Below are 21,694 nucleotides of genomic sequence, written 5' to 3' on the forward strand. Positions count from 1 at the left end.
GACGACCAATTTGTCGACCACGCCGGTCAGACGGGCGAGGGCAAAATCGAGCGTGATCGTCGCATCGGGGCCGATGAACCGTTCGACGGAAGAGTGGGAAATATCGCGCTCGTGCCAGAGCGCCACATTCTCCAATGCCGGTGTGACCGCGGAGCGCACCATTCGCGCGAGGCCCGTCAGATTCTCGGTCAGCACCGGATTGCGCTTGTGCGGCATCGCCGAGCTGCCCTTCTGGCCGGGCGCGAAATATTCCTCCGCCTCCAATACCTCGGTGCGCTGGAGATGGCGGATCTCGGTCGCCAGCCGCTCGATCGAGCTGGCGATCACGCCGAGCGTGGCGAAATACATCGCATGCCGATCGCGCGGGATCACCTGGGTCGAAACCGGCTCCGGCGTCAGCCCAAGCTTCGCGGCGACATGCGCCTGGACGCGCGGGTCGACATTGGCGAAGGTGCCGACCGCGCCGGAGATGGCACACGTCGCGATCTCCGCGCGGGCATGGCGCAGGCGAATACGGGCGCGGTCGAACTCGGCATAAGCTTGCGCGAGCTTCAGGCCGAAGGTCGTCGGCTCGGCGTGGATGCCATGGCTGCGGCCGATCGTCGGCGTCAATTTGTGCTCGAACGCTCGCCGCTTCAGCGCCGCGAGCAGATTGTCGAGATCGGCAAGCAGCAGATCGGACGCTTCGGCGAGCTGCACCGCCAGGCAGGTGTCGAGCACGTCGGAGCTGGTCATGCCCTGGTGCATGAAGCGCGCGTCCTCGCCGACCTGCTCCGCAACCCAGGTCAGGAAGGCGATGACATCATGCCTGGTCACCGCCTCGATCGCGTTGATCGCCGCGACGTCGATCACGGGCTTGGTCGCCCACCAGTCCCACAGTGCCTTCGCCGCGGACGCGGGAACCACGCCCAGCTCGGCCATCGCATCACTGGCGTGCGCCTCGATCTCGAACCAGATGCGGTAGCGATTCTCGGGCGACCAGATCGCCGTCATCGCCGGCCGGGAGTAACGGGGAACCATGGGGCCGCGTAGCAACCACCCGCGCGCCGCGCAACGCGAGCCGGGATTTGAACGATCAATCAAATGACTTGACATGGATGCGACGAGTTGATTGATCATTCAACCGATCGTCGGGAGGGATTATGGCTGCCTCGCTCTTGCTCGCCCTCGCGCTCCAGTCGGCCGCCGCGCCGCAGCTCAATCCGAATCTCGAGCCGCTCGCCTTTGTCGTCGGGTCCTGCTGGCGCGGCACCTTCCCCGACGGCCGGCAGACCGATACCCATTGCTTCACGCTGGCTTATGGCGGCGCCTTCATTCGGGACCGCCATGTCGTCGAGAACGGCCCGCGGCCTTATTCGGGCGAGACCTTTTATCGCTGGGACGCTGCCGCGCGGCAGATCCGCTTCGACTATTATGCGATGAACGGCAATTACAGCGCCGGCCAGGCGATCCCCGAGGCGAACGGGCTGCGCTTTCCGGACGAGCTTGTCACCGCGAACGGCCAACAGATGACGATCCGCAGCTCCTGGACGCGCGACGGCGCCGACGCCTATCACGTTATCGCCGAGGCGCGGCAAGGCGAAGGTTGGCGTGAGTTGTGGCGGATGCGGATGGTCCGCTCCGGACCGGCGCGCGAGCCTTAGATCAGCCCCATCGCGCGCAGGCTGGAATGGCCCTTGGCGCCGATGATGACGTGATCGTGCAGCGTCACCCTCATATGACGGCCTGCATCGGCAATGTCGCGGGTCAGGCGGATGTCCTGCTGGCTCGGTGAAGGATCGCCAGACGGATGATTATGGACGACGATGATCGCTGTCGCGCCGAGATGGACGGCGCGGCTCATGATCTCGCGAATATGGACCGCGGATTCGTCGACCGTCCCCTCCCACATTGTTTCGTTGGCGATCAGCTCGTTCCTTGCATTAAGAAAGAGGACGCGAACGCGTTCGATCGCCTCGTGCGCCATGTCGGCCCTTAGATAATCGAGCAGGGCCTGCCAGGAGCCGAGCACCGGCTTTTCCCTGATCTGATCCTCAAGCAGTCGCAACGCCGCCGCCTGGACGATCTTGAGCGCCGCGACCGTCGGCTCGCTCAGCTTTCCGATGCGGGCGATGGCGTTGGGGTCGGCGGCGAGCAGACCGCCGAAGCCCCCGAAACGATTGATCAGTCGTTTGGCGAGCGGCTTTGTGTCTATGCGCTTGATTGACAGGCCGAGCAGATACTCGACGAGTTCATGATCAAGCAAAGCCTCCGGCCCGCCCTCGAACAGGCGCTGGCGTAGTCGCGCGCGGTGTCCCGCGCCGTCTTCCGAGGCATCGGCCATGAGCGAGGGATAGCAAAAGCAGCCTCCGAGTCCATGCCGAGGGCCGCGACAGGCCGATGCTGCACTGCGGCAACGTGTTGACTTGCCCCACCCCCCTTCCTAAAGGGGCGGCGCCTTGGCGGGTTCGTTCGCCGGCATGTCCCACGCCCTGAATGAGTCCGGTTTTCGCGGCGCTTGTTGCAGGGAGTTAGGCATGGCGGAAAGCGAGCCTCGGCAGGACCCGGACTCCACGGAAGATGCGCGGCTGACCTCGCTCGACGAGCGATTGCGGCGGGCGCAGGCCGGGGGGGCGAGACGGGTCGGCGGGACGGACAGCAAAGCGACCCCTTATTACCGGTCGCCGGGCTACCGCGTCCTGTCGGTATTGATCAGCTACCCGCTCGGGAGCGCGATGATCGGTTTCGCGATCGATTGGTTCGCGCAGACCAGGGGGGTCTGGGTCGCGATGCTGTTCGTAGGATTCGGCCTCGCGATCTGGGAAGTGTGGAAGATTTCGAAGCAGCCTCCGACAGGGGCTTGAGGGAAGCTGAAGTGGCCGCCGAGCAATCATCGACCATCGATCCGATGCACCAGTTCCAGATCGATCCGATCGCCGGAACCCTGGGCAGCCCCTTCGCCTTCACCAATTCGGCCTTGTGGATGATGATCGTGCTCGGCTCGATCCTCGTCTTCATGCTCGGCGGGATGAAGCGCGATCTGGTCCCCGGTCGCTGGCAGGTCGCGGTCGAGGGCGTCACCGGCTTCATCAGCTCGATGATCGACACCAATATCGGCCCGGAGGGGCGCAAGTACCTCCCTTGGGTGTTCACGATCTTCATCTTCATCCTGTTCGCGAACCTTTGGGGCATGATGCCGCTCGGCGTGCTCGGCCCATTGGCGCACAGCGTTCCGGGCGTCGGCGCCGTGGCGCATCCCTTCACCGTGACGAGCCAGTTCACGATCACGGGCGTGCTGGCGATCATCAGCTTCTCGATCGTCCTCGTCGTCGGTTTCTGGCGGCACGGCTTCCACTTCTTCTCGCTCTTCATCCCGCACGGCACTCCGGCGGTGCTGCTGCCGCTGATCTTCCTGATCGAGCTGCTCTCTTTCCTCGTCCGTCCGTTCAGCCTCGGGCTGCGGCTGTTCGTGGCGATGATCGCCGGCCACATCCTGGTGAAGGTGTTCGGCAGCTTCGTCGTCTCGGGCCTCAACGCGGATGGCGCGATGGGCCCGGCGATCGCCCTTCTCAGCTTCGTCTTCATTGCCGGCGTCAGCGCGCTGGAGCTGCTGGTCTGCGCGATCCAGGCCTATGTGTTCGCGCTGCTCACGTCGCTCTACATCAACGACGCGGTCAATCTTCACTAAGTCCCGGAATTTCATAAGGAGCATCATCATGGATTTCGCATCTGCTCAGGTCATCGGCGCCGGTCTCGCGGCGATCGGTGTCGGCGCCGCCGCCACCGGTGTGGGAAACGTCTTCGGCTCGTTCCTCCAGGGCGCGCTCAGGAACCCGGCGGCCGCCGACGGCCAGCAGGGCCGCCTGTTCATCGGCTTCGCGGCCGCCGAGCTGCTCGGCCTGATCGCGTTCGCCGTCGCGATGATCATTCTCTACGCCCGCTAAGAGCGAAGGGCGGGGTTCGCTCCGCCCATAGAGAAGGCCTGCAATGCCGCAGATCAATCAGTTCGCCGACGTCCTCTATTCGCAGCTCTTCTGGCTCGCGATCACCTTGGCCGTGCTCTATTTCGGGGTCGGCCGGGCGATGCTGCCGAAGATCCTCGGCACGATGGGCATGCGCGACAACCGGATCGCCGACGATCTCGCCGCCGCTTTGGCCGCGCGCGAGGGCGCCGACGCGACCGAGGAGGCCTATCGGACCCGGATGAACGAGAGCCGGGCCGAGGCGCTGAAGCTCGCCGCCGCCGCCAAGGCGGACGCGGCGCGGGCGACCGAGGCGCGCGTCCACGCCGCCGACGAGGGGCTGCGGGCGAAGGCCGACGAGGCCGAGGCGCGCCTCGCCGCCGCGACCGACGCGGCGCTGGCCGAGATCGAAGCGGTGGCGGCCGAAGCGGCGCAAGACATGGCGCAGCGCCTTGCCGGGATCAAAGTGGGCAAATCGGAAGCCAATCGGGCAGTGCAGGCGGTGATCCATGGCTAGTCATCCCAAGGCCACCGAGGCGAATTTGGTGGCGCCCGGCCACGCGCCGACCAACGCCTCCACCGCCGCCGATCATGGTGGCGGCCATGCCGAGCCGACCGCCTGGGGCTTCGACGCCTCGGGCTGGGTCGCGCTGGCAATGGTCGCGGTCTTCCTGCTGATGATCTGGAAGCGCGTGCCGGCCGCGATCGGCCGCGCGCTCGACAGCAAGATCGGCACGATCCGCTCGCAGCTCGACGAAGCGGCGCAGCTCCGCGCCGAGGCCGAGGCGCTGCGGGCCGAAGATGAGGCCAAGGCGGCGCAGGCCGACGCCGAGGCCGCGACCATGCTGGAGCGCGCACGCACCGAAGCCGCCGGCATCCTCGCCCAGGCCGAGACGGACGCGACGGCCCTCGTCGAGCGCCGCACCCGCATGGCCGAGGACAAGATCGCCGCCGCCGAGCGCGCCGCGGTCGATTCGGTCCGCGCCCGCGCCGCGAGCGCCGCCGCCGCCGCCGCCGAGAGCCTGATCAGGGACCGCCTGGACGATGAGGGCGATCGCAAGCTGGTCGACGCCGCGATCGGAGAGCTGGGCCGGCGCTAAGCCCTTGTCCTCCCTGTCCGCGCAGCGGATGGGGAGGGGGACCGCACGAAGTGCGGTGGAGGGGCGATGCGGCAAACGAGCAAAGCGACTGTTTCTAAGGCGCGTTCTCTGCGCCGGTCAACGACGCCACCTGAAGCGCGTCTGTGGCAGCTACTTCGGCAACGACCTGGCGGACTCAAGTTCCGCCGCCAGCATCCCGCCGGCCGTTATATCCTCGATTTCTACTGTGCATCCGCCAGGCTCGCGATCGAGATTGATGGCGTCGCTCACGACATGGGCGACAATCCGGCACGCGATCTTCGACGAGACGCCTGGCTCAAGGGGAAAGGCTTTTGCGTGCTCCGGATACCCGCCGCCGAGATCATGAACGATGCGAATGCAGTCGTCGCTCATATCCTGAACCATTGCTCCGGCTAGCCCCTCCACCATGCTTCGCATGGTCCCCCTCCCCATCGCTTCGCGACAGGGAGGATAGGGTGGCATCGAGTCCCGCCGCCGCCTAAATCCCCTTCATGCCGCCCAAGGCCGATCGTCCCGATCATCCCAACGCCGCCTCGCGCTTCAACGAGGAGAAGGCGACTTACGCCCTGAAGGGCGCCGACGCGCCGGACCTGGAGGCCGGCGTGGCGGCGATCCGCGCCTGCGTGAAGACGCTGCCGGTGCGGCCGGGCGTCTACCGGATGATCGATGCGCGCGGCGACGTGCTCTATGTCGGCAAGGCGCGGGCGCTGAAGAACCGCGTCACCCAATATACCCAGGTCACGCGCCAGCCGAAGCGGCTGCTGCGGATGATCGCCCAGACCCGCTCGATGCAGATCGTGACGACGCACAGCGAGGCCGAGGCGCTGCTGCTCGAGGCGCAGCTGATCAAGCGCTACCGGCCGCCCTACAATGTGCTGCTGCGCGACGACAAAAGCTTCCCCTTCATCCTGCTGCGCGAGGATCATGATTTCCCCCGCGTCCAGCTCCATCGCGGCGCGCGGCGGCTGAAGGGGCAATATTACGGGCCGTTCGCCAGCGCCGGATCGGTGCGCGAGACGCTGAACGCGCTGCAGAAACTGTTCCTGCTCAGGAGCTGCTCGGACAGCTTCTTCGCCAACCGCTCACGGCCCTGCCTGCTCTACCAGATCCGCCGCTGCTCGGCGCCTTGCGTCGGCCGGATCGACGAGGCCGGCTATGACGAGCTGGTCCGCGACGCGAAGGACTATCTCGCCGGCAAGTCGACCAAGATCCAGACCAAGCTGCGCGGGCTGATGACGGTCGCCTCCGACGGCCAAGATTTCGAACTGGCCGCCGTCTACCGGGACCGCCTCCGGGCGCTGACCTACATTCAGGGCAGCCAGTCGATCCATGCCGAGAAGCTGGGCGACGCCGATCTGTTCGCGCTCGCCTGCAAGGCCGGGACGATGTGCATCCAGGCCTTCTTCATCCGCGGCGGCCAGAATTGGGGGCATCGGAGCTTCTTCCCCGCCCACACCGCCGATGTGCCGGAGGGGGAGGTGCTCTCCAGCTTCCTCGCGCAATTCTATGAGGAGGTGCCGCCGGTGCGGCTGATCCTCGCCGACCGCGAGCTGCCGGAAGCCGAATTGCTGGAGGAGGCTTTCTCCGAGCGGGCGGGGCGCAAGGTGCAGCTCAAGGCGCCGCAGCGCGGCGATCAGGCGCGGATGATCCGCCAGGCGAAGCGCAACGCCGAGGAGGAGCTCGACCGCCGCCTCGCCGAAAGCTCGACCACGCTCCGCAACCTGCGCGAGCTGGCCGACCTGTTCGAGCTGCCCGAGCCGCCGGAGCGGATCGAGGTCTATGACAACAGCCATGTGATGGGGACGAACGCGGTCGGCGCGATGATCGTCGCCGGGCCGGAGGGCTTCCGCAAAAACGCCTATCGCAAGTTCAACATCAGGCGGCCGGAGACCGCGCCGGGTGACGATTTCGCGATGATGCGCGAGGTGCTGTCGCGCCGCTTCGCGCGGTTGGAGGAAGAGGACCCGGACCGCTCGAAGGGCGAGTGGCCGGATCTGCTGCTGATCGACGGCGGCAAGGGGCAGGTCTCGTCGGTCTGCGAGGTGCTGGAGGATGCCGGCGTCCATGACGTGCCGGTGATCGGCGTCTCGAAGGGGCCGGACCGCCATGCCGGGCGCGAGACCTTCCATTTCCCGAACGGCCGCGAGGTCACGTTGCCGCCCAACTCGCCGGTGCTCTTCTATCTTCAGCGGCTGCGCGATGAGGCACACCGCTTTGCGATCGGCGCGCATCGCCAGAAGCGGGCCAAGAGCCTGGTGACCTCGACGCTCGACGACGTCCCCGGCATCGGGCCCGGCCGCAAGCGGGCGCTGCTGATGCATTTCGGTACCGCCCGGGCGGTCAAAGCGGCGGCGCTGGAGGATTTGCGGAAAGTGCCCGGCATCTCCGCGACCACCGCGCAGGGCCTCTACGATTATTTCCACCCGCGCGGTTGAGCGCCCGCTGCTGTCGGCATGGTTTACAAAAGGTTAGCGGTTAACCGTCGCGAGCCGCGGATTTCCGTCGCTGGCCCGCTTCTTGCTCCTTCGCGGGGCATGTTGCGGGTGGTCAAAAGGCTCTTCACGATCAAGACGCGCTGGGAGGCGCTGCTGGTCATTTACGCCCTCGCGCTCGGCGCCACCGATCGGGGCTTCCATTATGTCGCGCTCTATCCCGGCTGGGGCGGCTGGCTGCTCTTCCTCGCCTGCACCGGGACGGTGTTCATCGCCGGCGCGAAGCTGATGGAGCTGACCCGCAAGGACAATGGCGAGCGCCGCCGCAAGACGGACTTCCCGCCTTCCCAAATGTTGGTGGAAAACGCCAACTAGCGGCTCGCCACGGGAGCCGCCCAAACCGCCGCACTCCTCAGAAATCGGCGGAAAACTGCCGAAAAACCCCGTTGGCACGCCTCTTGTAATCCTTGTTGGCATCAGTTCACGCCACGAAGGTTTCAAGAGGAGCAAGACGATGTTCAACAATTTCACCGCCGCGATCGGCGCCATCCTGATCTCGACCGCATGCGTCGCCGCCGCGGTCGGTCCCGCCGCCGCCGAGGAGCGCGCGCCGGCTCAGGTCGCCGCCGTCCAGACCCCCGCTTCGGCCCAGGCCCACGCCTGAGCCGCCGGCCGGGGCGCGTCCGCCCCCCAATCGCGCCCCGGCCCCAACCCCTGAAGCCGCCGCCATCGGAGTATCAGATGAGCATTTTCTCCCGCACCCGCGATATCATCGCCGCCAACGTGATCGACCTTGTCGAGCGGTCGGACGATCCGGCGAAGATGATCCGCGTCATGATCCTCGAAATGGAGGAATGCCTGGTCGATGTCCGCGCCAGCGCGGCGCGCAGCATCGCGGACCAGAAGGAAAAGCGCCGCCAGATCGCCCAGCTCGCCGCGCTGTGCGACAAATGGACCGATCGGGCCGCGCTGGCGCTGGAGAAGGGCCGCGACGATCTCGCCCGCGGCGCGCTGATGGAAAAAGAGAAGCTGGTCGAGTTGACCGAGGAGATCGAGGGCGAGGTCGCCGAGATCCAGGCCGCGTTGCGCGCGGCCGAGGCCGACATCGCCAAGCTGCAGGCCAAACTGCGCGAGGCGCGCAATCGCCAGAGCGCGCTCCAGACCCGGCTTGAGACGGCCGAGAACCGGGTGCGGATGCGCGAGGCCTATGCCGGCGCGAAGGCCGAGCAGGCCTTCTCCAACTTCGCCTTGCTGGAGCGTCAGGCCGATCTCGCCGAGGGCCAGGCCGACGCGCTGCTGCTCGCCGCGCCGGCCAAGACGCTTGAGGAAGAGATTGCCGAGCTGCGCGTGTCCGAGCGGGTCGAGGCCGAGCTCGCGGCGATGAAGGCGGCACGGAAGGAAGCGGCATGACCATCTCGATGAGCGCCAACGAGGTGATGGAAGCGATCGAGATCGCCACCATCGTCGGCTCGATCGTCGCCTTGGTGATCGGCGCGTGGGTGATCTACCTGCTGGTCCGGCCGCCGCGCCACAAGCGCGACGCGGTTCAGCCGGAAGCGGACGCGCTCGACCGGGAAGAGATGCTCGCTTCGATGGACCGGATGGAGCGCCGGCTGGAGACGCTGGAGCGCCTGGTGACGCATGACGATCAGCCGGCGCGGATCGCGCCGCGCGCGGCGGATGAGGTTTCTGAGGCGGTCGAGGACCGCGCACTAGGGAGGACGAAATGAATTTCCGTGGCCGGACATACGAGGTGGATCGCGAAAACGGCAAGCTGCTCGGCGTCTGCGCCGGCATCGCCCGCGCGACCGGGGTGGACGCGACGATCGTCCGGATCGCCGTCGTCGTCCTTGCTCTGGTCACCAGCGTCTTCTGGATCTGCGCGCTCTACGGCGCCGCGGCCCTGATGGGCCGGCAGGGCGGCCTCACCCGCAGGACGGAATCCCGGATCGCCGCCAGCGACGACCTGCGCGAGCGGATGCGCGCGCACGAGCTCCGCATGCAGGCGGTCGAGGCCTACACGACGAGCGCGAACAGCCGCCTCGCCCGCGAGATCGAAGAGCTTCGGTAAGAACCGCGCCGGACGCCGGCGGACAGGGAGGATGAGATGAGCGAACCTGCAACCACGATCATCCTGGCGAGCTTCGGCCTGATCGGCCTCGCCGTCGCCGCCCTCGCCATGCTCAAGGGCTGGCAGGGCTGGCTGGAGGTCCGCCGGCTGGAGCTGGCCGGCACCCGCCGCGAGCCGCGCGGTGAGGCCGCCGATCTGATCGAGATGGCCGACCTGCGCGAGCGCGTCCGCAAGCTCGAGAGCATCGCCGCGGTGATCGACCTCTAGGTTCATGAGTCACCCCGGCGAAAGCCGGGGCCCATGAACGCCGACGGTTGGAATTCGAGTTGAGCGGTGTTCATGGATCCTGGCCTTCGCCGGGATGACTCCGTCTCTAACTACTCCGCCACCCGCACCCGTTGCGTCGCGCCACCGGGCGCGACGATCCACAAATCGCCGAAATCGGGATGGGTGAGCACCGCCGGGCGCGGCCCGCCGAGCTGCTCGACGATGTCCGGAACCGTGTTGGAATGGCCGACGATCAGCACCGGCCCCGGCGCCGCCCGCACCTGTGAAACCAGCGCCGGCGTGTCGGCCGGATTGTAGGTCACCGGCGTCAGGCCCCAGCGCGCCGCCACTGCGGCGGCGGTCTGCCGGGTGCGGCGGAAATCGCTGACCAGGATCGTCCGCGGCGGATGCGCCGCCAGCCGCGCCGGCAGCAGGGCGGCCAGTCTCTGTCCCTCCGGCAGCAAATCGGGATCGCGCTCTCCGGCGGGCGTATTGAGATGGCGCATGACGTAGAAGGCCGGCGCGGGCGACGGCGGCGTGGTGGCGCAGGCCGCGAGCGTCGCGGCCATCAGCATGGTCATGATCGCCACGAATCGCATCATTCTTCCTCCCGCGGCGAAGCGCGCTGCGCGCCGCCGCCGGGATCATGATCGGAATGGTGCGCCGGCGCTAGCCGCCGCTGGCCGGGCAATCCCCCGGCCGCTCCTCCGCCGGCCGCCCCGCGACGTACCAGGTGGACCGTTCGAGGGTCGAATTCCGGGCGTAGCAGACCTCGGCGCTGGTCCCCGCCGGATCGATCACGATGCTCCAGTGATGCGGCCCGCAATTGTGCGATTCGCAGCCGGTGGCGATGATCCGCCCGTCACGCGAGCCGATCGGGTTGCTGGTCACGTCCTCGCGCAGCACCCAGCGGCGCACCTCGGCCTCGGTCACCGCCGCCTCGACCGCGGCGCGAACCTGCGGATTGGCGAGGAAGGTGACGCCATTGACCGCGTCGGACGGCAGGCGGCCGACATAAGCGGAGAGCGGGCCGGTCGCGGCGGCCGAGCCGTTGCCGGCGGGCATATTGCTCGGCGCGGTGGCGTTGGAGGGCGCAGCGGCGTTGCCGGCAGCCTGATTGCTGGTGCTGGCGGGCGGCGTGCACGCGCTGGCCAGCAAGGCGATCATCGGAATCGAAAGCACCGCGTATTTCATGGTAGCCCCTCCCTCGATGGCCGGCATGATCGGACTCGTAATGTTGTTTGGCAAGCGTAACGTTCCGCGCGGCAAATGGCAGAAATTGACTAGGGCGCAGCTTGCTTCCAAGGAGTCGCGCGCCGGTTCCGGCCGGCCAGAAGGGAATCGAGGAGAGGATGGCCAAGAGACAGGAGCGGGCTAACCGCCCGGCACTCTCTCTGCACGTTCCGGAGCCCGAGGCACGGCCGGGCGACGCGGTCGATTTCGGCGCAATCGCCGTGCCCGCGGCCGGCGCCGCGCCGCGCCCGGACACGAACGTTGCCGCCGCCGAGACACACCCGCTCTGCTACACCCTGGTTCGCGTCCTCGACGATGAGGGCAAGGCGGTCGGGCCATGGGACCCGAAGCTGGGCGCCCAGAAGCTCCGCCGGATGCTGCGCGACATGCTGATGGTCCGCGTGTTCGACGAGCGGATGTTCCGCGCCCAACGGCAGGGCAAGACCAGCTTCTACATGAAATCGCTCGGCGAGGAGGCAGTGGCGGTCGCCGCCGCGCACGCGATGGATGCGGAGGATATGTGCTTTCCCACCTATCGCCAGCAAGGCCTGCTGATCGCCCGCGATTATCCGCTCGTCGAGATGATGAACCAGATCTACTCGAACAAGGGCGACAAGCTCAAAGGGCGCCAACTCCCGATCATGTATTCGGACCGGGAGAAGGGCTTCTTCTCGATCTCCGGCAATCTCGGCACCCAATATCCACAGGCGGTGGGTTGGGCGATGGCGAGCGCGATCAAGGGCGACAGCCGCATCGCCGCCGGCTGGATCGGCGACGGCGCGACGGCAGAGGGCGATTTCCACAGCGCCGTCACATTCGCCGGCGTCTATCGCGCGCCGGTGATCCTCAATGTGGTCAACAACCAGTGGGCGATTTCGAGCTTCTGCGGCATCGCCGGCGGCGATCTCACCACCTTTGCGGCGCGGGCGGTGGGCTATGGCATTGCCGGCCTCAGGGTGGACGGCAATGACGCGCTGGCCGTCTATGCCGCGACCCGCTGGGCCGCCGATCGCGCGCGCGCCAATCTCGGCCCGACCCTGATCGAGCTGTTCACCTATCGCGCCGAGGGCCATTCGACCTCGGACGATCCGACCGCCTATCGCCCGAAGGACGCCTTCGCTGGCTGGCCGCTCGGCGATCCGATCGCGCGGCTGAAGCGGCATCTGATCGGCCTCGGCGAATGGGACGAGGAGCGCCACGCGGCGCTGGAGACCCAGCTCGGCGAGGAGGTTCGCGCCGCGCAGAAGGAATCGGAGAAGCAGGGCACGCTTGGGAATGGGCATTTCGACGATGTCGATTCGATGTTCGCCGACGTCTTCGCGGACCTGCCCTGGCACCTCGTCGAGCAGCGCGACGCCGCCAAGGCGGAAAGGCAGCGCTGATGCCGGCGATGAACATGATCGAGGCGCTGAACGACGCCCATGACGTGATGATGGCGCGCGATCCGGACATCGTCGTCTTCGGCGAGGATATCGGCTATTTTGGCGGCGTCTTCCGCGTCACCGCGGGCCTCCAGAAGAAATATGGCAAGACCCGCGTGTTCGACGCGCCGATCGCCGAGGGCGGCATCGTCGCGGCCGGGATCGGCATGGCGCTCTATGGGCTGAAGCCGGTCTGCGAGATCCAGTTCGCCGATTACATCTTCCCCGGCTTCGACCAGATTTTCTCGGAGGCCGGCCGCATCCGCTACCGCACCGCCGGCGAATGGTCGGTGCCGATGGTGATCCGCACGCCTTATGGCGGCGGCATCTTCGGCGGCCAGACCCACAGTCAGAGCCCCGAGGCCTTCTTCGCGCACATGCCGGGCATCAAGACGGTGATCCCGTCCAATCCCCATGACGCGAAGGGGCTGCTGATCGCGGCGATCGAGGATCCAGACCCGGTCGTCATCTTCGAGCCCAAGCGCATCTATAACGGCCCGTTCGACGGGCATCACGACCGGCCCGTGACGCCCTGGGCCAAGGATCCGCGCGCCGAGGTGCCGGAGGGCCACTATACAGTCCCGATCGGCAAGGCGGCGGTGGCACGCGAGGGCGAGGCGATGACAGTGCTCGCCTACGGCACGATGGTCCATGTCGCGTTGGCGACCGCCGAGGACAACGGCATCGACGCCGAGGTGATCGACCTCAGGACCATCGTGCCGGTGGATATCGAGACCATCGAGGCCTCGGTCCGCAAGACCGGCCGCTGCGTCATCATCCACGAGGCGACCCGAACGTCCGGCTTCGGCGCCGAGCTCGCCAGCCTCGTGCAGGAGCGCTGCTTCTATCACCTCGAAGCGCCGGTCGTCCGCGTCACCGGCTACGACACGCCTTATCCCCATTCGATGGAATGGACCTATTTCCCCGGCCCGGCCCGCTTGGGTCCGGCCCTCAAGGCCGTCCTGGAGGACTGATCCGACATGGCCCGCTACGAATTCAAGCTGCCCGACATCGGCGAAGGCATCGCGGAAGCGGAGATCGTCGCCTGGCACGTCAAGGTCGGCGACACGGTCGGCGAGGACCAGCAGCTCGCCGATATGATGACCGACAAGGCGACGGTCGAGATGGAAAGCCCGGTCGCCGGCAAGGTGCTGGAAGTGGCCGGCGAGGTCGGCGACATGATCGCGATCGGATCGGTGCTGGTTGTGATCGAGACCGAAGGCGAGGTCGCCCAGGAAGAGGCGCCCGCGGCCGAGCCGGAGGAGCCGATCGCCGATGGCATGGCGGACGTGCCTGAGGCGCTGGAAGAGGTGATGCCGGTCACCGAATCTCCCCTCCCGCAAGCGGGAGGGGATGAGCCGCGCAGCGGCGACAGGGGCGGGCCTGTTGCGGCAGAGACACCCCTTCCCCCGACCCCTCCCGCGAGCGGGAGGGGAGGCGCCGTCCAGGCGTCGCCCGCCGTGCGCGCCCGCGCCCGCGATCTGGGTATCGATCTTTCAAGCGTGAAATATGCCGGCGACCGCATCCGCCACGCCGATCTCGACGCCTGGCTGCTCTACAATGGCGGCGACGTTTCGGGCGGGCCGCGGCCCAGGCGGGCCGACGAGCAGGTCAAGGTCGTCGGCCTGCGCCGCAAGATCAGCGAGAACATGCAGGAGGCCAAGCGCCGCATCCCGCATTTCACCCTGGTCGAGGAATATGACGTCACCGCGCTCGAACAGACGCGGCAGATGATGAACGCGGATAGGGGCGACAATCCGAAGCTGACCATGCTGCCGTTCCTGATCACGGCCTTGTCGCGGACGCTCGCCGATTATCCGCAGATCAACGCCACCTATGATGATGATGGGCAAGTTGTCACCCGCCATGGCGCCGTCCATATGGGCATGGCGACACAGACCCCGAACGGGCTGATGGTCGCGGTGATCCGCGATGCGCAGAACCGGAGCCTTTGGAACCTCGCCGCCGAGATTGCCCGCCTCGCCGATGCCGCGCGCACCGGCAAGGCGAGCAGGGAGGAATTGAGCGGCTCGACCTTCACCATCTCCAGCCTCGGCCCGATGGGCGGCATCGCCTCGACGCCGGTGATCAACCGGCCGGAGGTCGCGATCGTCGCGGTCAACAAAGTGCGCGAGATGCCGGTCGTAATCGACGGCGATCTGGAGATCCGCAAGCTGATGAACCTGTCGCTCTCCTGCGACCATCGCGTCGTCGATGGCTGGGACGCGGCCTTGTTCATACAGGATTTGAAGACGCTGATCGAAAACCCGCTGAAATTGCTTTCATCACACTGAGTTGGAGGGACGGAAATGAACCTCACCCGCTATTCCGCTTATGCCCATGGCCTGCTCCGGATCGTCTCCGGACTGCTGTTCCTGTTCCACGGCCTGGTGAAGATTTTCGGCTTTCCGCCCGGCGCGCAGCCGGGGCAGGTGCCGCCGATGAGCCTGATGGGCGCGGCCGGGGCGATCGAGCTGGTCTGCGGCGCGTTGATCATGTTTGGCCTGTTCAGCCGCACCGCCGCCTTCATCGCCTCGGGCGAGATGGCGGTCGCCTACTGGATGTTCCACGCGCCGCAAGGTCTCTACCCCGTCGCGAACAATGGCGACGGGGCGATCCTCTATTGCTTCATCTTCCTGTTCATCGCCGCCGCCGGGCCCGGCGCGTGGAGCGTCGACGGGCTGCGGCGGGGGCGCGGCGGTGGCGCCTACTAGATCAAGGTCACCGTGACCCTCATCCCGCGGTCGCTGGTCAGCTCGACGGGCTGTCCGCGCACGAGGGCGGTCTGATAGGGCCAGCACTCGCGACCGCGGGGACGCCATTCCATGCAGAGCCGCTGATCGCGGACGAACCAGCGGCCGGTGCGCGAGGCGCCATCCGGCTCTTCCTCAAGCCGCAAGGTGCCGTCGGCATCAAGATAGAGCGTATTGACGACCATGCCGCCAATGGCACGGACGCGAAGCGTCTGGCCGCCAAGTTCGGCACCGACCGCGGCGGCTGCCGCCTGGTCCGCAGGCGTCTCCTGCGCGGGGCCGACGCCGGCGGCTGCCAGCAGGAAGCCGCTAAAGGCGGCGAAACGGATCAGGCGGGTCATGGACTGTCTCCTGAAAGCCTTACACGCCTGGATCAACGCCGGGCGCGGCGCATAGGCACTCGCTTCCCCGCGCCCGCGCCTCCTTCCGTCCCTCAATCCTTGGCGATGACGATGATCCGGTCCTCGGCCGAATAGGTGATCGCCTCCGACTTGGTCGGGTTGACGATGATGCCGCCCAGGCCCCGGCCGCTCTCGTCCGAACCGGCGGCGCGGTGATGGCCGATCGCCACCTCGCCGCGCGCGCTCGCCGCGGCGGCGACGGCGTAGAAACTGCTTGGCTCGCCGACGGGCACATAGTCCGAAGCCGGCTTGAGGCAGATTTCCGATCCTTCCTCGTCGAGCAGGTCCTGGAAGATCGCCTCCAGATATTCGTTCTCCGACGCCTGGGCGAGCATCAGGCTGACCAGCTTGTTGCTGACCACGAAGTCGTCGACTCGGGTGACCTCGGCGAGGGCCCGGTTGCGGACGTCGATCATCTCGCTGACGACGCTGACCGGCCGGGCCGCCGCCTCGGCGATGCGGCGCAGGTGGAGCAGGGTGACGAGCGTGCGCGTGTCGGCCGGCTGCGCCTCCATATGGTCGGAATAGCCGAGCACCATGACATGATCGTAGGAGAGCGGATCGAGGCCATCGACATCGTCGGCGCGGCCGGTGTCGATTCGCTTCAGCTCGACGCGAAGATTGGCGCTCGCCAGCTCCAGCGCCGCCACCTCGGTCTCGATCTGAGGCGTGTCGGCGGCGATGGTCAGCAGTGAGCCCGGTCCGACATAGCGCGACAGCTCCAGCGCCACCATCGGCGCGCGCCGGTTCCAGCCGATCAGCAGCGTCCGCTCGGGCGGCGGCGTCGCGGCGCGCGCCGGGGCGGGACTGGTCGTGCCGACCGAAGCGGGCGGCGGTGCGGTCTCGATCTGGTCGTCATCCTCGGCGATCAGAATCGCCTTCATCCCATCGGCCAAAGCGAGGTCCATCGGCGGGTTGAGCGCCACCGACCCGTCCGCGCGGCAGATGCCGATCAGGCTGCAGCTTTCATAGGCCATGACCGCCTCGCCGAACGTCTTGCCGGCCAAAGCGGGCTGCTCGACCGCGTAGATTTCGCAGCCGTCGAAATCGAGCAATTCGGTGAACACGGCGCTAAGGCCCGGCTGGCGGGTCGACTGGACCATGATCCGGGCGATCAGATCGTCGGCGCGGACCAATTGCACCTCGCTGCCGCCGACGACGCGCGCGATGTCGGCATTGTCGTCGTCGCGGATCTCGGCGGCAATCACATAAGGCTCGGCGCGCCGGTCCGGATCGTTGACCAAAGCGAGGATGGTCTTGATCACGCAGGGGTCCGGATCGTCGCCTTCGGGCGACAGGACGATGGCGGAGCGGCAGGTCTGCGGGTTGGCGATGCCGATATCGTAGAGATCGGTCGGGTCGCCGCGCCGGCAGATGATGCGGGTGTTCTTGAGATCGCCGACCTTGGCCGCGATCTCGTCCTCCATCTCCACCTTGTCCCTGTCGGCCATGATCACGATCCGCGGCCGGGTGCGGCTTTCATTGGCGATGACCAGCTCCGAGATGATGTCGAAGATCGAGGCCGACCAGTTGAAGATGATCGTATGGTCGCGCTCCAGCACGAGGCTGCGGCCTTTGCTCAGCTCGTCGAGCTTGCCCTCGAGGCCGGAGCTCAAGACGCCGATCAGCGCCGAGACGACAAAGATGCCGCCCAGGGTCACGGCGAGCATCATCAGCCGGAACGGCCAGCCGTCGTCGCCGCCCATCGTGCCCGGATCGAGCGTGCGCATCAACGAGGCCCAAAAGGCCTCCAGGAAGCTCATCGAATCGTCACCGGCCGGGGCGATGCTGAGCAAGGCGACGATCGAAGCGGCGACGAGGATCAAGGCGAGGCTGACCAGGGCCAGCCAGCCGATCAGGGCGATCGTTCCCGCCGCCATGCTCTTGTCGAATGCATAGCGCAGCCGCGCGCCCAAGCCGTCTCTTGCCATATATGCCCTTTCCCCGGCCACGTCGGCCGCCCGCCGCTTCGTTCACGTTCCGGTTATGACATTCAAGCCCCTTATGTCGGGCATATTAGAGACGTGGCGGCTGCTCGTCCTGCCTTGGCGCGGGTGGCGGCGCGACCAGCTCGGGCGCGGTCGGCTGCGGCGGCGGCACGGGCTGGGGCGCCGGAGTCTCCTGTGTTTCCACGGCGTTGGTTTCGGGCGCGCCGCGATCTGCCTGGGATAGCGGGACTCGTCTGGCCGGAGCGCGCGCCGCGCGCAGGCCGAGCGCATCGGTCATGAAGGTGCGCCAGATCCGGGCCGGAGCGCCGCCGCCTGACGTGCCGGGCAGCGGGCTGTTGTCGTCATTGCCGATCCAGACGCCAACGACGAGATCGCCCGCGAAGCCGACGAACAAGGCGTCGCGATAGTCGGAGGTCGTGCCGGTCTTGCCGAAGGTTGGGATGGACAAGGCCGCGGCGCGGCCGGTGCCCCGCGCGACGACGCCGTAAAGCAGCTCGCGCAGCATTCGGAAGGCCGGGTCGCGCTGCAGCTGATCGTCGGGCCGCGACCAATCCAGCCAGCCGGGCGGCTCGCCGGGAATGCCGCGCGGCCGGATCGGGTAGCGCCCGGCCGCCACCGCGGCATAAGCCGCGGTCAGCTCGAGCAGGCTGACGCCGTTCGAGCCGAGCGCCAGCGTCGGATCGGGCCTCAGGTCGGTCGTGACGCCGAGATCGCGGGCGGCGCGGATCACCGCGTCGCGGCCGACCCGCTCCTGCAATTGCACCGCGACCGAATTGCTCGACATGGCGAAGGCGTCGCGAAGGGTGATCGGCCCGCGATACTGGCCGTCATAGTTGCGCGGCCGCCAGCCGTTGAGGTCGATCGGCGTGTCGTTGACGATCGTGTCCGGCCGGTAGCCGGCGCGCAGAGCAGCGAGATAGACGAAGAGCTTGAAGGCGGAGCCGGGCTGGCGGCGGGCCTGCGTCGCGCGGTTGAACGGGCTCGCGGCATAGTCGCGGCCGCCGACCATCGCGACGACCCGGCCGTCCAGACGCATCGCGACCAGCGCCGCTTGCGCGCGACCGAGGCCGGCACGGCGGACGATGCGGGCGGCGAGGCGCTGGAGGTCGCCGTCGAGCGTCGTGACGACCTGGCGTTCACCGTAGGAGCCCTCGGCCAGCTCGCTCGCCTGCGGCACGATCCAGTCGGCGAAATAGGTGCCGGTGGGAACATTGTCCTCGCGGCCGCGGCGCAGGCGCGCGGGCGCCGCCGCGCGCCGCTGCGCCTCGCTGATATAACCCGCCTCCTGCATCGCGGCGAGGACGAGCCGCGCCCGCGCCCGCGCCGCTTCGAGATTGACCGTCGGCGCCAGCCGCGAGGGAGCGTTGACGACGCCGGCCAGCATCGCCGCCTGCGACAGCGTCAACTCCTCCGGCGTGGTGTTGAAATAATGGCGGGCGGCGGCGCGCAGGCCGTACACATTGTCGCCGAAATAGACGTTCGAGAGGTAGCGGCTGAGGATCTCCTCCTTGCTGAGCCGCGCCTCCAGCCAGAGCGTGATCACCGCCTCCTGCGCCTTGCGACCCCATGTCCGGTCGGGCGTCAGGAAGCTGGTCTTGGCGAGCTGTTGGCTGATCGTGCTGCCGCCCTCGCGCACGCGGCCGGCGCGCAGGTTTCGCACCATCGCCCGGGCGATCCCCCAAGGATCGATGCCGACATGGCGGAAGAAGCGCCGGTCCTCCATCGCGACGAAGGCCTGGCCGACATAGGGGGGGAGCCGGGTGACATCGACCGGCTCGGCCATGATCGCGCCGCGCCGGGCGATCGGCTCGCCCTCGGCCGAGAGCACGGTGAGGCCCGGGGCGCCGGCCGGCTGAAGCGAACTGGACAAAGGCGCGGTGACGATCAGCCAGACGACCACCAAAGCGAATGCCGCGAGCCCAACCTTGAGGACGCGTTTGACCACCCGCTCGCGCCAGGCCGGGGGCTGCGGGAGCGGCGGCTCGGCTGGCGGGGCGGGAGCGGCAATGTCCGTCATTCCTCCGCCTCCCGCTCCAGCGCATTCAGGCGCATCGCGCGTAGCATGAAGGCGCGCCACAGTCGCGCCGGGAGGCCGCCGCCGGTGACATTCTGCATCGGCTGGTTGTTGTCGTCGCCGACCCAGACACCGACGACGAGATCGCCGGCAAAGCCGATGAACAAAGCGTCGCGCGAATCCTGGGTGGTGCCGGTCTTGCCGAACGTCTCGACCGGGAGCTGCGCCGCCCGCCCGGTGCCTCCCCGAACCGCCTCCAGCAGCATCCCGCGCAGCGGATCGAAGGCCGAATCGCCGCTGCCGGATCGGCCCGAGCCGACCAGCGGCCGGAACAGCCGCTCCAATATGCCCATATCCTCGGGTCGGGTGATGATCCCCTGCGGCGTCACCGGATAGGAGCCGGCGGCGACCGCGGCATAAGCGGCGGTCATCTCCAGCAGGCTGACATTGGCGGTGCCGAGCGCGATCGAAGGGTCGTCCTCGCGCATCGGCGCGGTGATGCCGAGGTCGCGCGCGGCGCGGATGACGTTGCCGATCCCGACCCGGCGCGCCAGCCGCACCGCGGCGACGTTGCTGGAGGTCGCGAACGCCTCGGCCAAAGTGATCTCGCCGCGATAGGTGTTGCCGTAGTTGCGCGGGCGATACTCGCCGCTGGTGATCGGTTCGTCCTCGATCATGTCCTGCGGCGAGAGGCCGGCGCGCAGGGCGGCGAGATAGACGAAGAGCTTGAAGGTCGAGCCCGGCTGGCGCCGCGCCTGGGTGGCGCGGTTGAAGGTCGAGCGGCCGTAATCCCGGCCGCCGAGCATCGCGACGACCCGGCCGTCCAGGCGCATCGCGACCAGAGCGGCCTGATGGGAGCCGACATCGACATCGCGCATCGCGGCGATCGCCGAGCGCTGGAGGTCGCGCTCCAGGGTCGTGTCGACCCGCCGGTCGCCATATTCTTCCCGGTCGCTCTCATCGAGCTGGGTCAGCACCCAATCGGCGAAATAGGTGCCGGTCGGCGTCGAGTCGCGCGGCGCGAGGCGCAGCCGCGCCGGGGTTGCACGGCGCGCTTCGGCCTCGGTGACGAAGCCGACATCGGTCATCGCGCGCAGGACGAGCGCCGCTCGCGCCTGAGCGCCGGCGAGATTGCGATCGGGCGCGAGCCGGTTGGGGGCGTTGACGAGTCCGGCGAGCATGGTCGCCTGGGAGAGCGTCAGCCGCTCCGGCTCGACGCTGAAATAATAGCGGGCGGCGGCGCGCAAGCCATAGACATTGTTGCCGAAATAGACGTTGGAGAGATAGCGGCTGAGGATCTCCTCCTTGCTCAGCCAGGCCTCCAGCCAGATCGTGATCAGCGCCTCCTGCGCCTTGCGCGCCATCGTCCGCTCGCCGCCGGTGAAGCTGGTCTTGGCGAGCTGCTGGCTGATCGTCGAGCCGCCCTCCGTGACTCGGCCCGCCCAGAAATTGCGCCAGACCGCGCGTCCCATGCCCCAGGGATCGACGCCGAGATGGCGGAAGAAGCGCCGGTCCTCGATCGCAATGAACGCCTGGCCGACATAAGGCGGCAGCCGGGTGACATCGACCGGCTCGGTCCGGATCGCGCCGCGCCGCGCGATCGTCTGGCCGTCGGCGGCGACGACGCGATAGGAGGGCGCGGCGATCGGCTGCAGCGACTGGTTGAGCGGCGCGGTGACGGCGAGCCAGAGGACCAGGATCGCGAGCAGACTGAACAGCGAATAAGCGGTATATTTGGTGATCTTGCGAATGCGCGCGACGACCGCGCCGCCGCGCCGCCGGTGGCCCTCGATCGTCGCGACGACGATCCGGGGCGGGCCGCCGCCGAAATCGGCGAGGCCGACATAACGGGGCTTCAGCTCGAACAGGGCGTTCTTGAGATAATGCTCCCGGAGATGCTCCGGAGCGGTCCGCCAGGGCGGGCAGCCGGCCCCGGAGGCGTCCATTTCGGCATAGTATAATTCGGACGCCTTGGCCTCGACCGCCGCCTGCTCGCGCATTGTCTCGGCGATGCGGGTGCGGTCAGGGTCGGCGAGCCCGTCCCAGATCTCGCTCGAAATGCCGGAATCGGGGGGTGGGGCGTTGAGCATC

Annotated in this window: 26 protein-coding genes; 18 read left to right on the forward strand and 8 right to left on the reverse strand. The window is 67.8% G+C overall.

Annotated features, from left to right (window positions below; all coding sequences use genetic code 11):
* The coding region (gene purB, locus ACT4N3_RS08140) for an adenylosuccinate lyase (RefSeq protein ID WP_444854717.1) at positions 1–1,020 on the reverse strand (1,020 nt) is incomplete at its 3' end.
* Positions 1,021–1,142: 122 nt separating this feature from the next.
* Between purB and ACT4N3_RS08145 the strand changes: the two genes are divergently transcribed.
* Complete coding sequence (locus ACT4N3_RS08145) at positions 1,143–1,643, forward strand: hypothetical protein (protein WP_444854718.1); 501 nt, start codon at positions 1,143–1,145, stop codon at positions 1,641–1,643.
* On the opposite strand, the gene radC is transcribed toward ACT4N3_RS08145, so the two are convergent.
* The gene (radC, locus tag ACT4N3_RS08150) at positions 1,640–2,323 is read right to left on the reverse strand and encodes a RadC family protein (protein ID WP_444854719.1); all 684 of its coding nucleotides are present in this window, start codon (positions 2,321–2,323) and stop codon (positions 1,640–1,642) included. The two genes, ACT4N3_RS08145 and radC, sit on opposite strands and share 4 nt — an antisense overlap.
* A gap of 193 nt (positions 2,324–2,516) precedes the next feature.
* Between radC and ACT4N3_RS08155 the strand changes: the two genes are divergently transcribed.
* The 13 genes from ACT4N3_RS08155 to ACT4N3_RS08215 all read left to right on the forward strand — a co-directional run bounded on the left by ACT4N3_RS08155 (position 2,517) and on the right by ACT4N3_RS08215 (position 9,832).
* Positions 2,517–2,843: an AtpZ/AtpI family protein gene (locus ACT4N3_RS08155; protein WP_444854720.1), complete on the forward strand. Its 327-nt coding sequence runs from the start codon at positions 2,517–2,519 to the stop codon at positions 2,841–2,843.
* Positions 2,844–2,854: 11 nt separating this feature from the next.
* Complete coding sequence (locus ACT4N3_RS08160; protein ID WP_444854721.1) at positions 2,855–3,667, forward strand: F0F1 ATP synthase subunit A; 813 nt, start codon at positions 2,855–2,857, stop codon at positions 3,665–3,667.
* Positions 3,668–3,695: 28 nt separating this feature from the next.
* Positions 3,696–3,923: a F0F1 ATP synthase subunit C gene (locus ACT4N3_RS08165; RefSeq protein ID WP_444854722.1), complete on the forward strand. Its 228-nt coding sequence runs from the start codon at positions 3,696–3,698 to the stop codon at positions 3,921–3,923.
* Between the two features lie 43 nt (positions 3,924–3,966).
* Entirely contained in the window at positions 3,967–4,458 is a 492-nt protein-coding gene (locus ACT4N3_RS08170; protein WP_444854723.1) for a F0F1 ATP synthase subunit B family protein, read from the forward strand.
* The gene (locus ACT4N3_RS08175; protein ID WP_444854724.1) at positions 4,451–5,041 is read left to right on the forward strand and encodes a F0F1 ATP synthase subunit B family protein; all 591 of its coding nucleotides are present in this window, start codon (positions 4,451–4,453) and stop codon (positions 5,039–5,041) included. The genes ACT4N3_RS08170 and ACT4N3_RS08175 overlap by 8 nt, the downstream gene beginning before the upstream one ends.
* A 66-nt stretch (positions 5,042–5,107) precedes the next feature.
* The gene (locus tag ACT4N3_RS08180; RefSeq protein ID WP_444854725.1) at positions 5,108–5,458 is read left to right on the forward strand and encodes an endonuclease domain-containing protein; all 351 of its coding nucleotides are present in this window, start codon (positions 5,108–5,110) and stop codon (positions 5,456–5,458) included.
* Between the two features lie 95 nt (positions 5,459–5,553).
* The gene (gene uvrC / locus ACT4N3_RS08185) at positions 5,554–7,497 is read left to right on the forward strand and encodes an excinuclease ABC subunit UvrC (RefSeq protein WP_444854726.1); all 1,944 of its coding nucleotides are present in this window, start codon (positions 5,554–5,556) and stop codon (positions 7,495–7,497) included.
* 99 nt (positions 7,498–7,596) lie between these two features.
* Positions 7,597–7,869 carry a hypothetical protein gene (locus ACT4N3_RS08190; RefSeq protein ID WP_444854727.1) on the forward strand — a complete coding sequence of 91 codons (273 nt, stop codon included), beginning with the start codon at positions 7,597–7,599 and terminating at the stop codon, positions 7,867–7,869.
* A 139-nt stretch (positions 7,870–8,008) separates the two neighbouring features.
* On the forward strand, positions 8,009–8,158 hold the full coding sequence (locus ACT4N3_RS08195) for a hypothetical protein (protein ID WP_444854728.1): 150 nt from the start codon (positions 8,009–8,011) through the stop codon (positions 8,156–8,158).
* 77 nt (positions 8,159–8,235) lie between these two features.
* Positions 8,236–8,904, forward strand: a complete 669-nt coding sequence (locus tag ACT4N3_RS08200) for a PspA/IM30 family protein (protein WP_444854729.1) — start codon at positions 8,236–8,238, stop codon at positions 8,902–8,904.
* Positions 8,901–9,224 (forward strand): hypothetical protein, encoded by a 324-nt coding sequence (locus ACT4N3_RS08205; RefSeq protein WP_444854730.1) that lies wholly within the window; start codon positions 8,901–8,903, stop codon positions 9,222–9,224. The genes ACT4N3_RS08200 and ACT4N3_RS08205 overlap by 4 nt, the downstream gene beginning before the upstream one ends.
* Positions 9,225–9,247: 23 nt before the next feature.
* A complete protein-coding gene (locus ACT4N3_RS08210; RefSeq protein WP_444854731.1) occupies positions 9,248–9,565 on the forward strand; it encodes a PspC domain-containing protein in 318 nt (105 codons plus the stop codon).
* Positions 9,566–9,601: 36 nt separating this feature from the next.
* The gene (locus ACT4N3_RS08215) at positions 9,602–9,832 is read left to right on the forward strand and encodes a hypothetical protein (protein WP_444854732.1); all 231 of its coding nucleotides are present in this window, start codon (positions 9,602–9,604) and stop codon (positions 9,830–9,832) included.
* A 110-nt stretch (positions 9,833–9,942) separates the two neighbouring features.
* On the opposite strand, the gene ACT4N3_RS08220 is transcribed toward ACT4N3_RS08215, so the two are convergent.
* Together ACT4N3_RS08220 and ACT4N3_RS08225 are read right to left on the reverse strand one after the other, a co-directional pair.
* Positions 9,943–10,434 carry a histidine phosphatase family protein gene (locus tag ACT4N3_RS08220; protein WP_444854733.1) on the reverse strand — a complete coding sequence of 164 codons (492 nt, stop codon included), beginning with the start codon at positions 10,432–10,434 and terminating at the stop codon, positions 9,943–9,945.
* Between the two features lie 67 nt (positions 10,435–10,501).
* Entirely contained in the window at positions 10,502–11,026 is a 525-nt protein-coding gene (locus ACT4N3_RS08225; protein ID WP_444854734.1) for a hypothetical protein, read from the reverse strand.
* Positions 11,027–11,184: 158 nt separating this feature from the next.
* On the opposite strand from ACT4N3_RS08225, the gene ACT4N3_RS08230 reads away from it, so the two are divergent.
* From ACT4N3_RS08230 to ACT4N3_RS08245, 4 genes are read left to right on the forward strand one after another with little or no spacing between them, the layout of a single operon-like run.
* Positions 11,185–12,447 (forward strand): thiamine pyrophosphate-dependent enzyme, encoded by a 1,263-nt coding sequence (locus ACT4N3_RS08230; protein ID WP_444854735.1) that lies wholly within the window; start codon positions 11,185–11,187, stop codon positions 12,445–12,447.
* Positions 12,448–12,455: 8 nt separating this feature from the next.
* Entirely contained in the window at positions 12,456–13,460 is a 1,005-nt protein-coding gene (locus tag ACT4N3_RS08235; RefSeq protein ID WP_444854757.1) for an alpha-ketoacid dehydrogenase subunit beta, read from the forward strand.
* 6 nt (positions 13,461–13,466) lie between these two features.
* The gene (locus tag ACT4N3_RS08240; protein ID WP_444854736.1) at positions 13,467–14,780 is read left to right on the forward strand and encodes a dihydrolipoamide acetyltransferase family protein; all 1,314 of its coding nucleotides are present in this window, start codon (positions 13,467–13,469) and stop codon (positions 14,778–14,780) included.
* A 15-nt stretch (positions 14,781–14,795) separates the two neighbouring features.
* Positions 14,796–15,200, forward strand: a complete 405-nt coding sequence (locus tag ACT4N3_RS08245) for a DoxX family protein (protein WP_444854737.1) — start codon at positions 14,796–14,798, stop codon at positions 15,198–15,200.
* Here ACT4N3_RS08245 and ACT4N3_RS08250 read toward each other — a convergent pair.
* The 4 genes from ACT4N3_RS08250 to ACT4N3_RS08265 form a co-directional block, all read right to left on the reverse strand.
* Entirely contained in the window at positions 15,197–15,580 is a 384-nt protein-coding gene (locus ACT4N3_RS08250; RefSeq protein ID WP_444854738.1) for a hypothetical protein, read from the reverse strand. The two genes, ACT4N3_RS08245 and ACT4N3_RS08250, sit on opposite strands and share 4 nt — an antisense overlap.
* 92 nt (positions 15,581–15,672) lie before the next feature.
* Positions 15,673–17,571 carry a CASTOR/POLLUX-related putative ion channel gene (locus tag ACT4N3_RS08255; RefSeq protein ID WP_444854739.1) on the reverse strand — a complete coding sequence of 633 codons (1,899 nt, stop codon included), beginning with the start codon at positions 17,569–17,571 and terminating at the stop codon, positions 15,673–15,675.
* A gap of 85 nt (positions 17,572–17,656) precedes the next feature.
* The gene (locus tag ACT4N3_RS08260) at positions 17,657–19,606 is read right to left on the reverse strand and encodes a transglycosylase domain-containing protein (RefSeq protein WP_444854740.1); all 1,950 of its coding nucleotides are present in this window, start codon (positions 19,604–19,606) and stop codon (positions 17,657–17,659) included.
* A complete protein-coding gene (locus tag ACT4N3_RS08265; RefSeq protein WP_444854741.1) occupies positions 19,603–21,693 on the reverse strand; it encodes a transglycosylase domain-containing protein in 2,091 nt (696 codons plus the stop codon). Before ACT4N3_RS08265 ends, ACT4N3_RS08260 begins: the two co-directional genes overlap by 4 nt.
* Position 21,694 lies beyond the last annotated feature (1 nt).

The organism is Sphingosinicella sp. (assembly GCF_052388015.1).
Lineage (GTDB): Bacteria > Pseudomonadota > Alphaproteobacteria > Sphingomonadales > Sphingomonadaceae > Allosphingosinicella.

Excerpts from the sequence above, each read along its gene's own strand:
- ACT4N3_RS08145 (WP_444854718.1), top strand. The coding sequence starts at position 1,143 with ATGGCTGCCTCGCTCTTGCTCGCCCTCGCGCTCCAGTCGGCCGCCGCG.
- radC (WP_444854719.1), bottom strand. The coding sequence starts at position 2,323 with ATGGCCGATGCCTCGGAAGACGGCGCGGGACACCGCGCGCGACTACGC.
- ACT4N3_RS08155 (WP_444854720.1), top strand. The coding sequence starts at position 2,517 with ATGGCGGAAAGCGAGCCTCGGCAGGACCCGGACTCCACGGAAGATGCG.
- ACT4N3_RS08165 (WP_444854722.1), top strand. The coding sequence starts at position 3,696 with ATGGATTTCGCATCTGCTCAGGTCATCGGCGCCGGTCTCGCGGCGATC.
- ACT4N3_RS08170 (WP_444854723.1), top strand. The coding sequence starts at position 3,967 with ATGCCGCAGATCAATCAGTTCGCCGACGTCCTCTATTCGCAGCTCTTC.
- ACT4N3_RS08175 (WP_444854724.1), top strand. The coding sequence starts at position 4,451 with ATGGCTAGTCATCCCAAGGCCACCGAGGCGAATTTGGTGGCGCCCGGC.
- ACT4N3_RS08180 (WP_444854725.1), top strand. The coding sequence starts at position 5,108 with ATGCGGCAAACGAGCAAAGCGACTGTTTCTAAGGCGCGTTCTCTGCGC.
- uvrC (WP_444854726.1), top strand. The coding sequence starts at position 5,554 with ATGCCGCCCAAGGCCGATCGTCCCGATCATCCCAACGCCGCCTCGCGC.
- ACT4N3_RS08190 (WP_444854727.1), top strand. The coding sequence starts at position 7,597 with ATGTTGCGGGTGGTCAAAAGGCTCTTCACGATCAAGACGCGCTGGGAG.
- ACT4N3_RS08195 (WP_444854728.1), top strand. The coding sequence starts at position 8,009 with ATGTTCAACAATTTCACCGCCGCGATCGGCGCCATCCTGATCTCGACC.
- ACT4N3_RS08200 (WP_444854729.1), top strand. The coding sequence starts at position 8,236 with ATGAGCATTTTCTCCCGCACCCGCGATATCATCGCCGCCAACGTGATC.
- ACT4N3_RS08205 (WP_444854730.1), top strand. The coding sequence starts at position 8,901 with ATGACCATCTCGATGAGCGCCAACGAGGTGATGGAAGCGATCGAGATC.
- ACT4N3_RS08215 (WP_444854732.1), top strand. The coding sequence starts at position 9,602 with ATGAGCGAACCTGCAACCACGATCATCCTGGCGAGCTTCGGCCTGATC.
- ACT4N3_RS08220 (WP_444854733.1), bottom strand. The coding sequence starts at position 10,434 with ATGATGCGATTCGTGGCGATCATGACCATGCTGATGGCCGCGACGCTC.
- ACT4N3_RS08225 (WP_444854734.1), bottom strand. The coding sequence starts at position 11,026 with ATGAAATACGCGGTGCTTTCGATTCCGATGATCGCCTTGCTGGCCAGC.
- ACT4N3_RS08230 (WP_444854735.1), top strand. The coding sequence starts at position 11,185 with ATGGCCAAGAGACAGGAGCGGGCTAACCGCCCGGCACTCTCTCTGCAC.
- ACT4N3_RS08235 (WP_444854757.1), top strand. The coding sequence starts at position 12,456 with ATGAACATGATCGAGGCGCTGAACGACGCCCATGACGTGATGATGGCG.
- ACT4N3_RS08240 (WP_444854736.1), top strand. The coding sequence starts at position 13,467 with ATGGCCCGCTACGAATTCAAGCTGCCCGACATCGGCGAAGGCATCGCG.
- ACT4N3_RS08245 (WP_444854737.1), top strand. The coding sequence starts at position 14,796 with ATGAACCTCACCCGCTATTCCGCTTATGCCCATGGCCTGCTCCGGATC.
- ACT4N3_RS08250 (WP_444854738.1), bottom strand. The coding sequence starts at position 15,580 with ATGACCCGCCTGATCCGTTTCGCCGCCTTTAGCGGCTTCCTGCTGGCA.
- ACT4N3_RS08255 (WP_444854739.1), bottom strand. The coding sequence starts at position 17,571 with ATGGCAAGAGACGGCTTGGGCGCGCGGCTGCGCTATGCATTCGACAAG.
- ACT4N3_RS08260 (WP_444854740.1), bottom strand. The coding sequence starts at position 19,606 with ATGACGGACATTGCCGCTCCCGCCCCGCCAGCCGAGCCGCCGCTCCCG.
- ACT4N3_RS08265 (WP_444854741.1), bottom strand. The coding sequence starts at position 21,693 with ATGCTCAACGCCCCACCCCCCGATTCCGGCATTTCGAGCGAGATCTGG.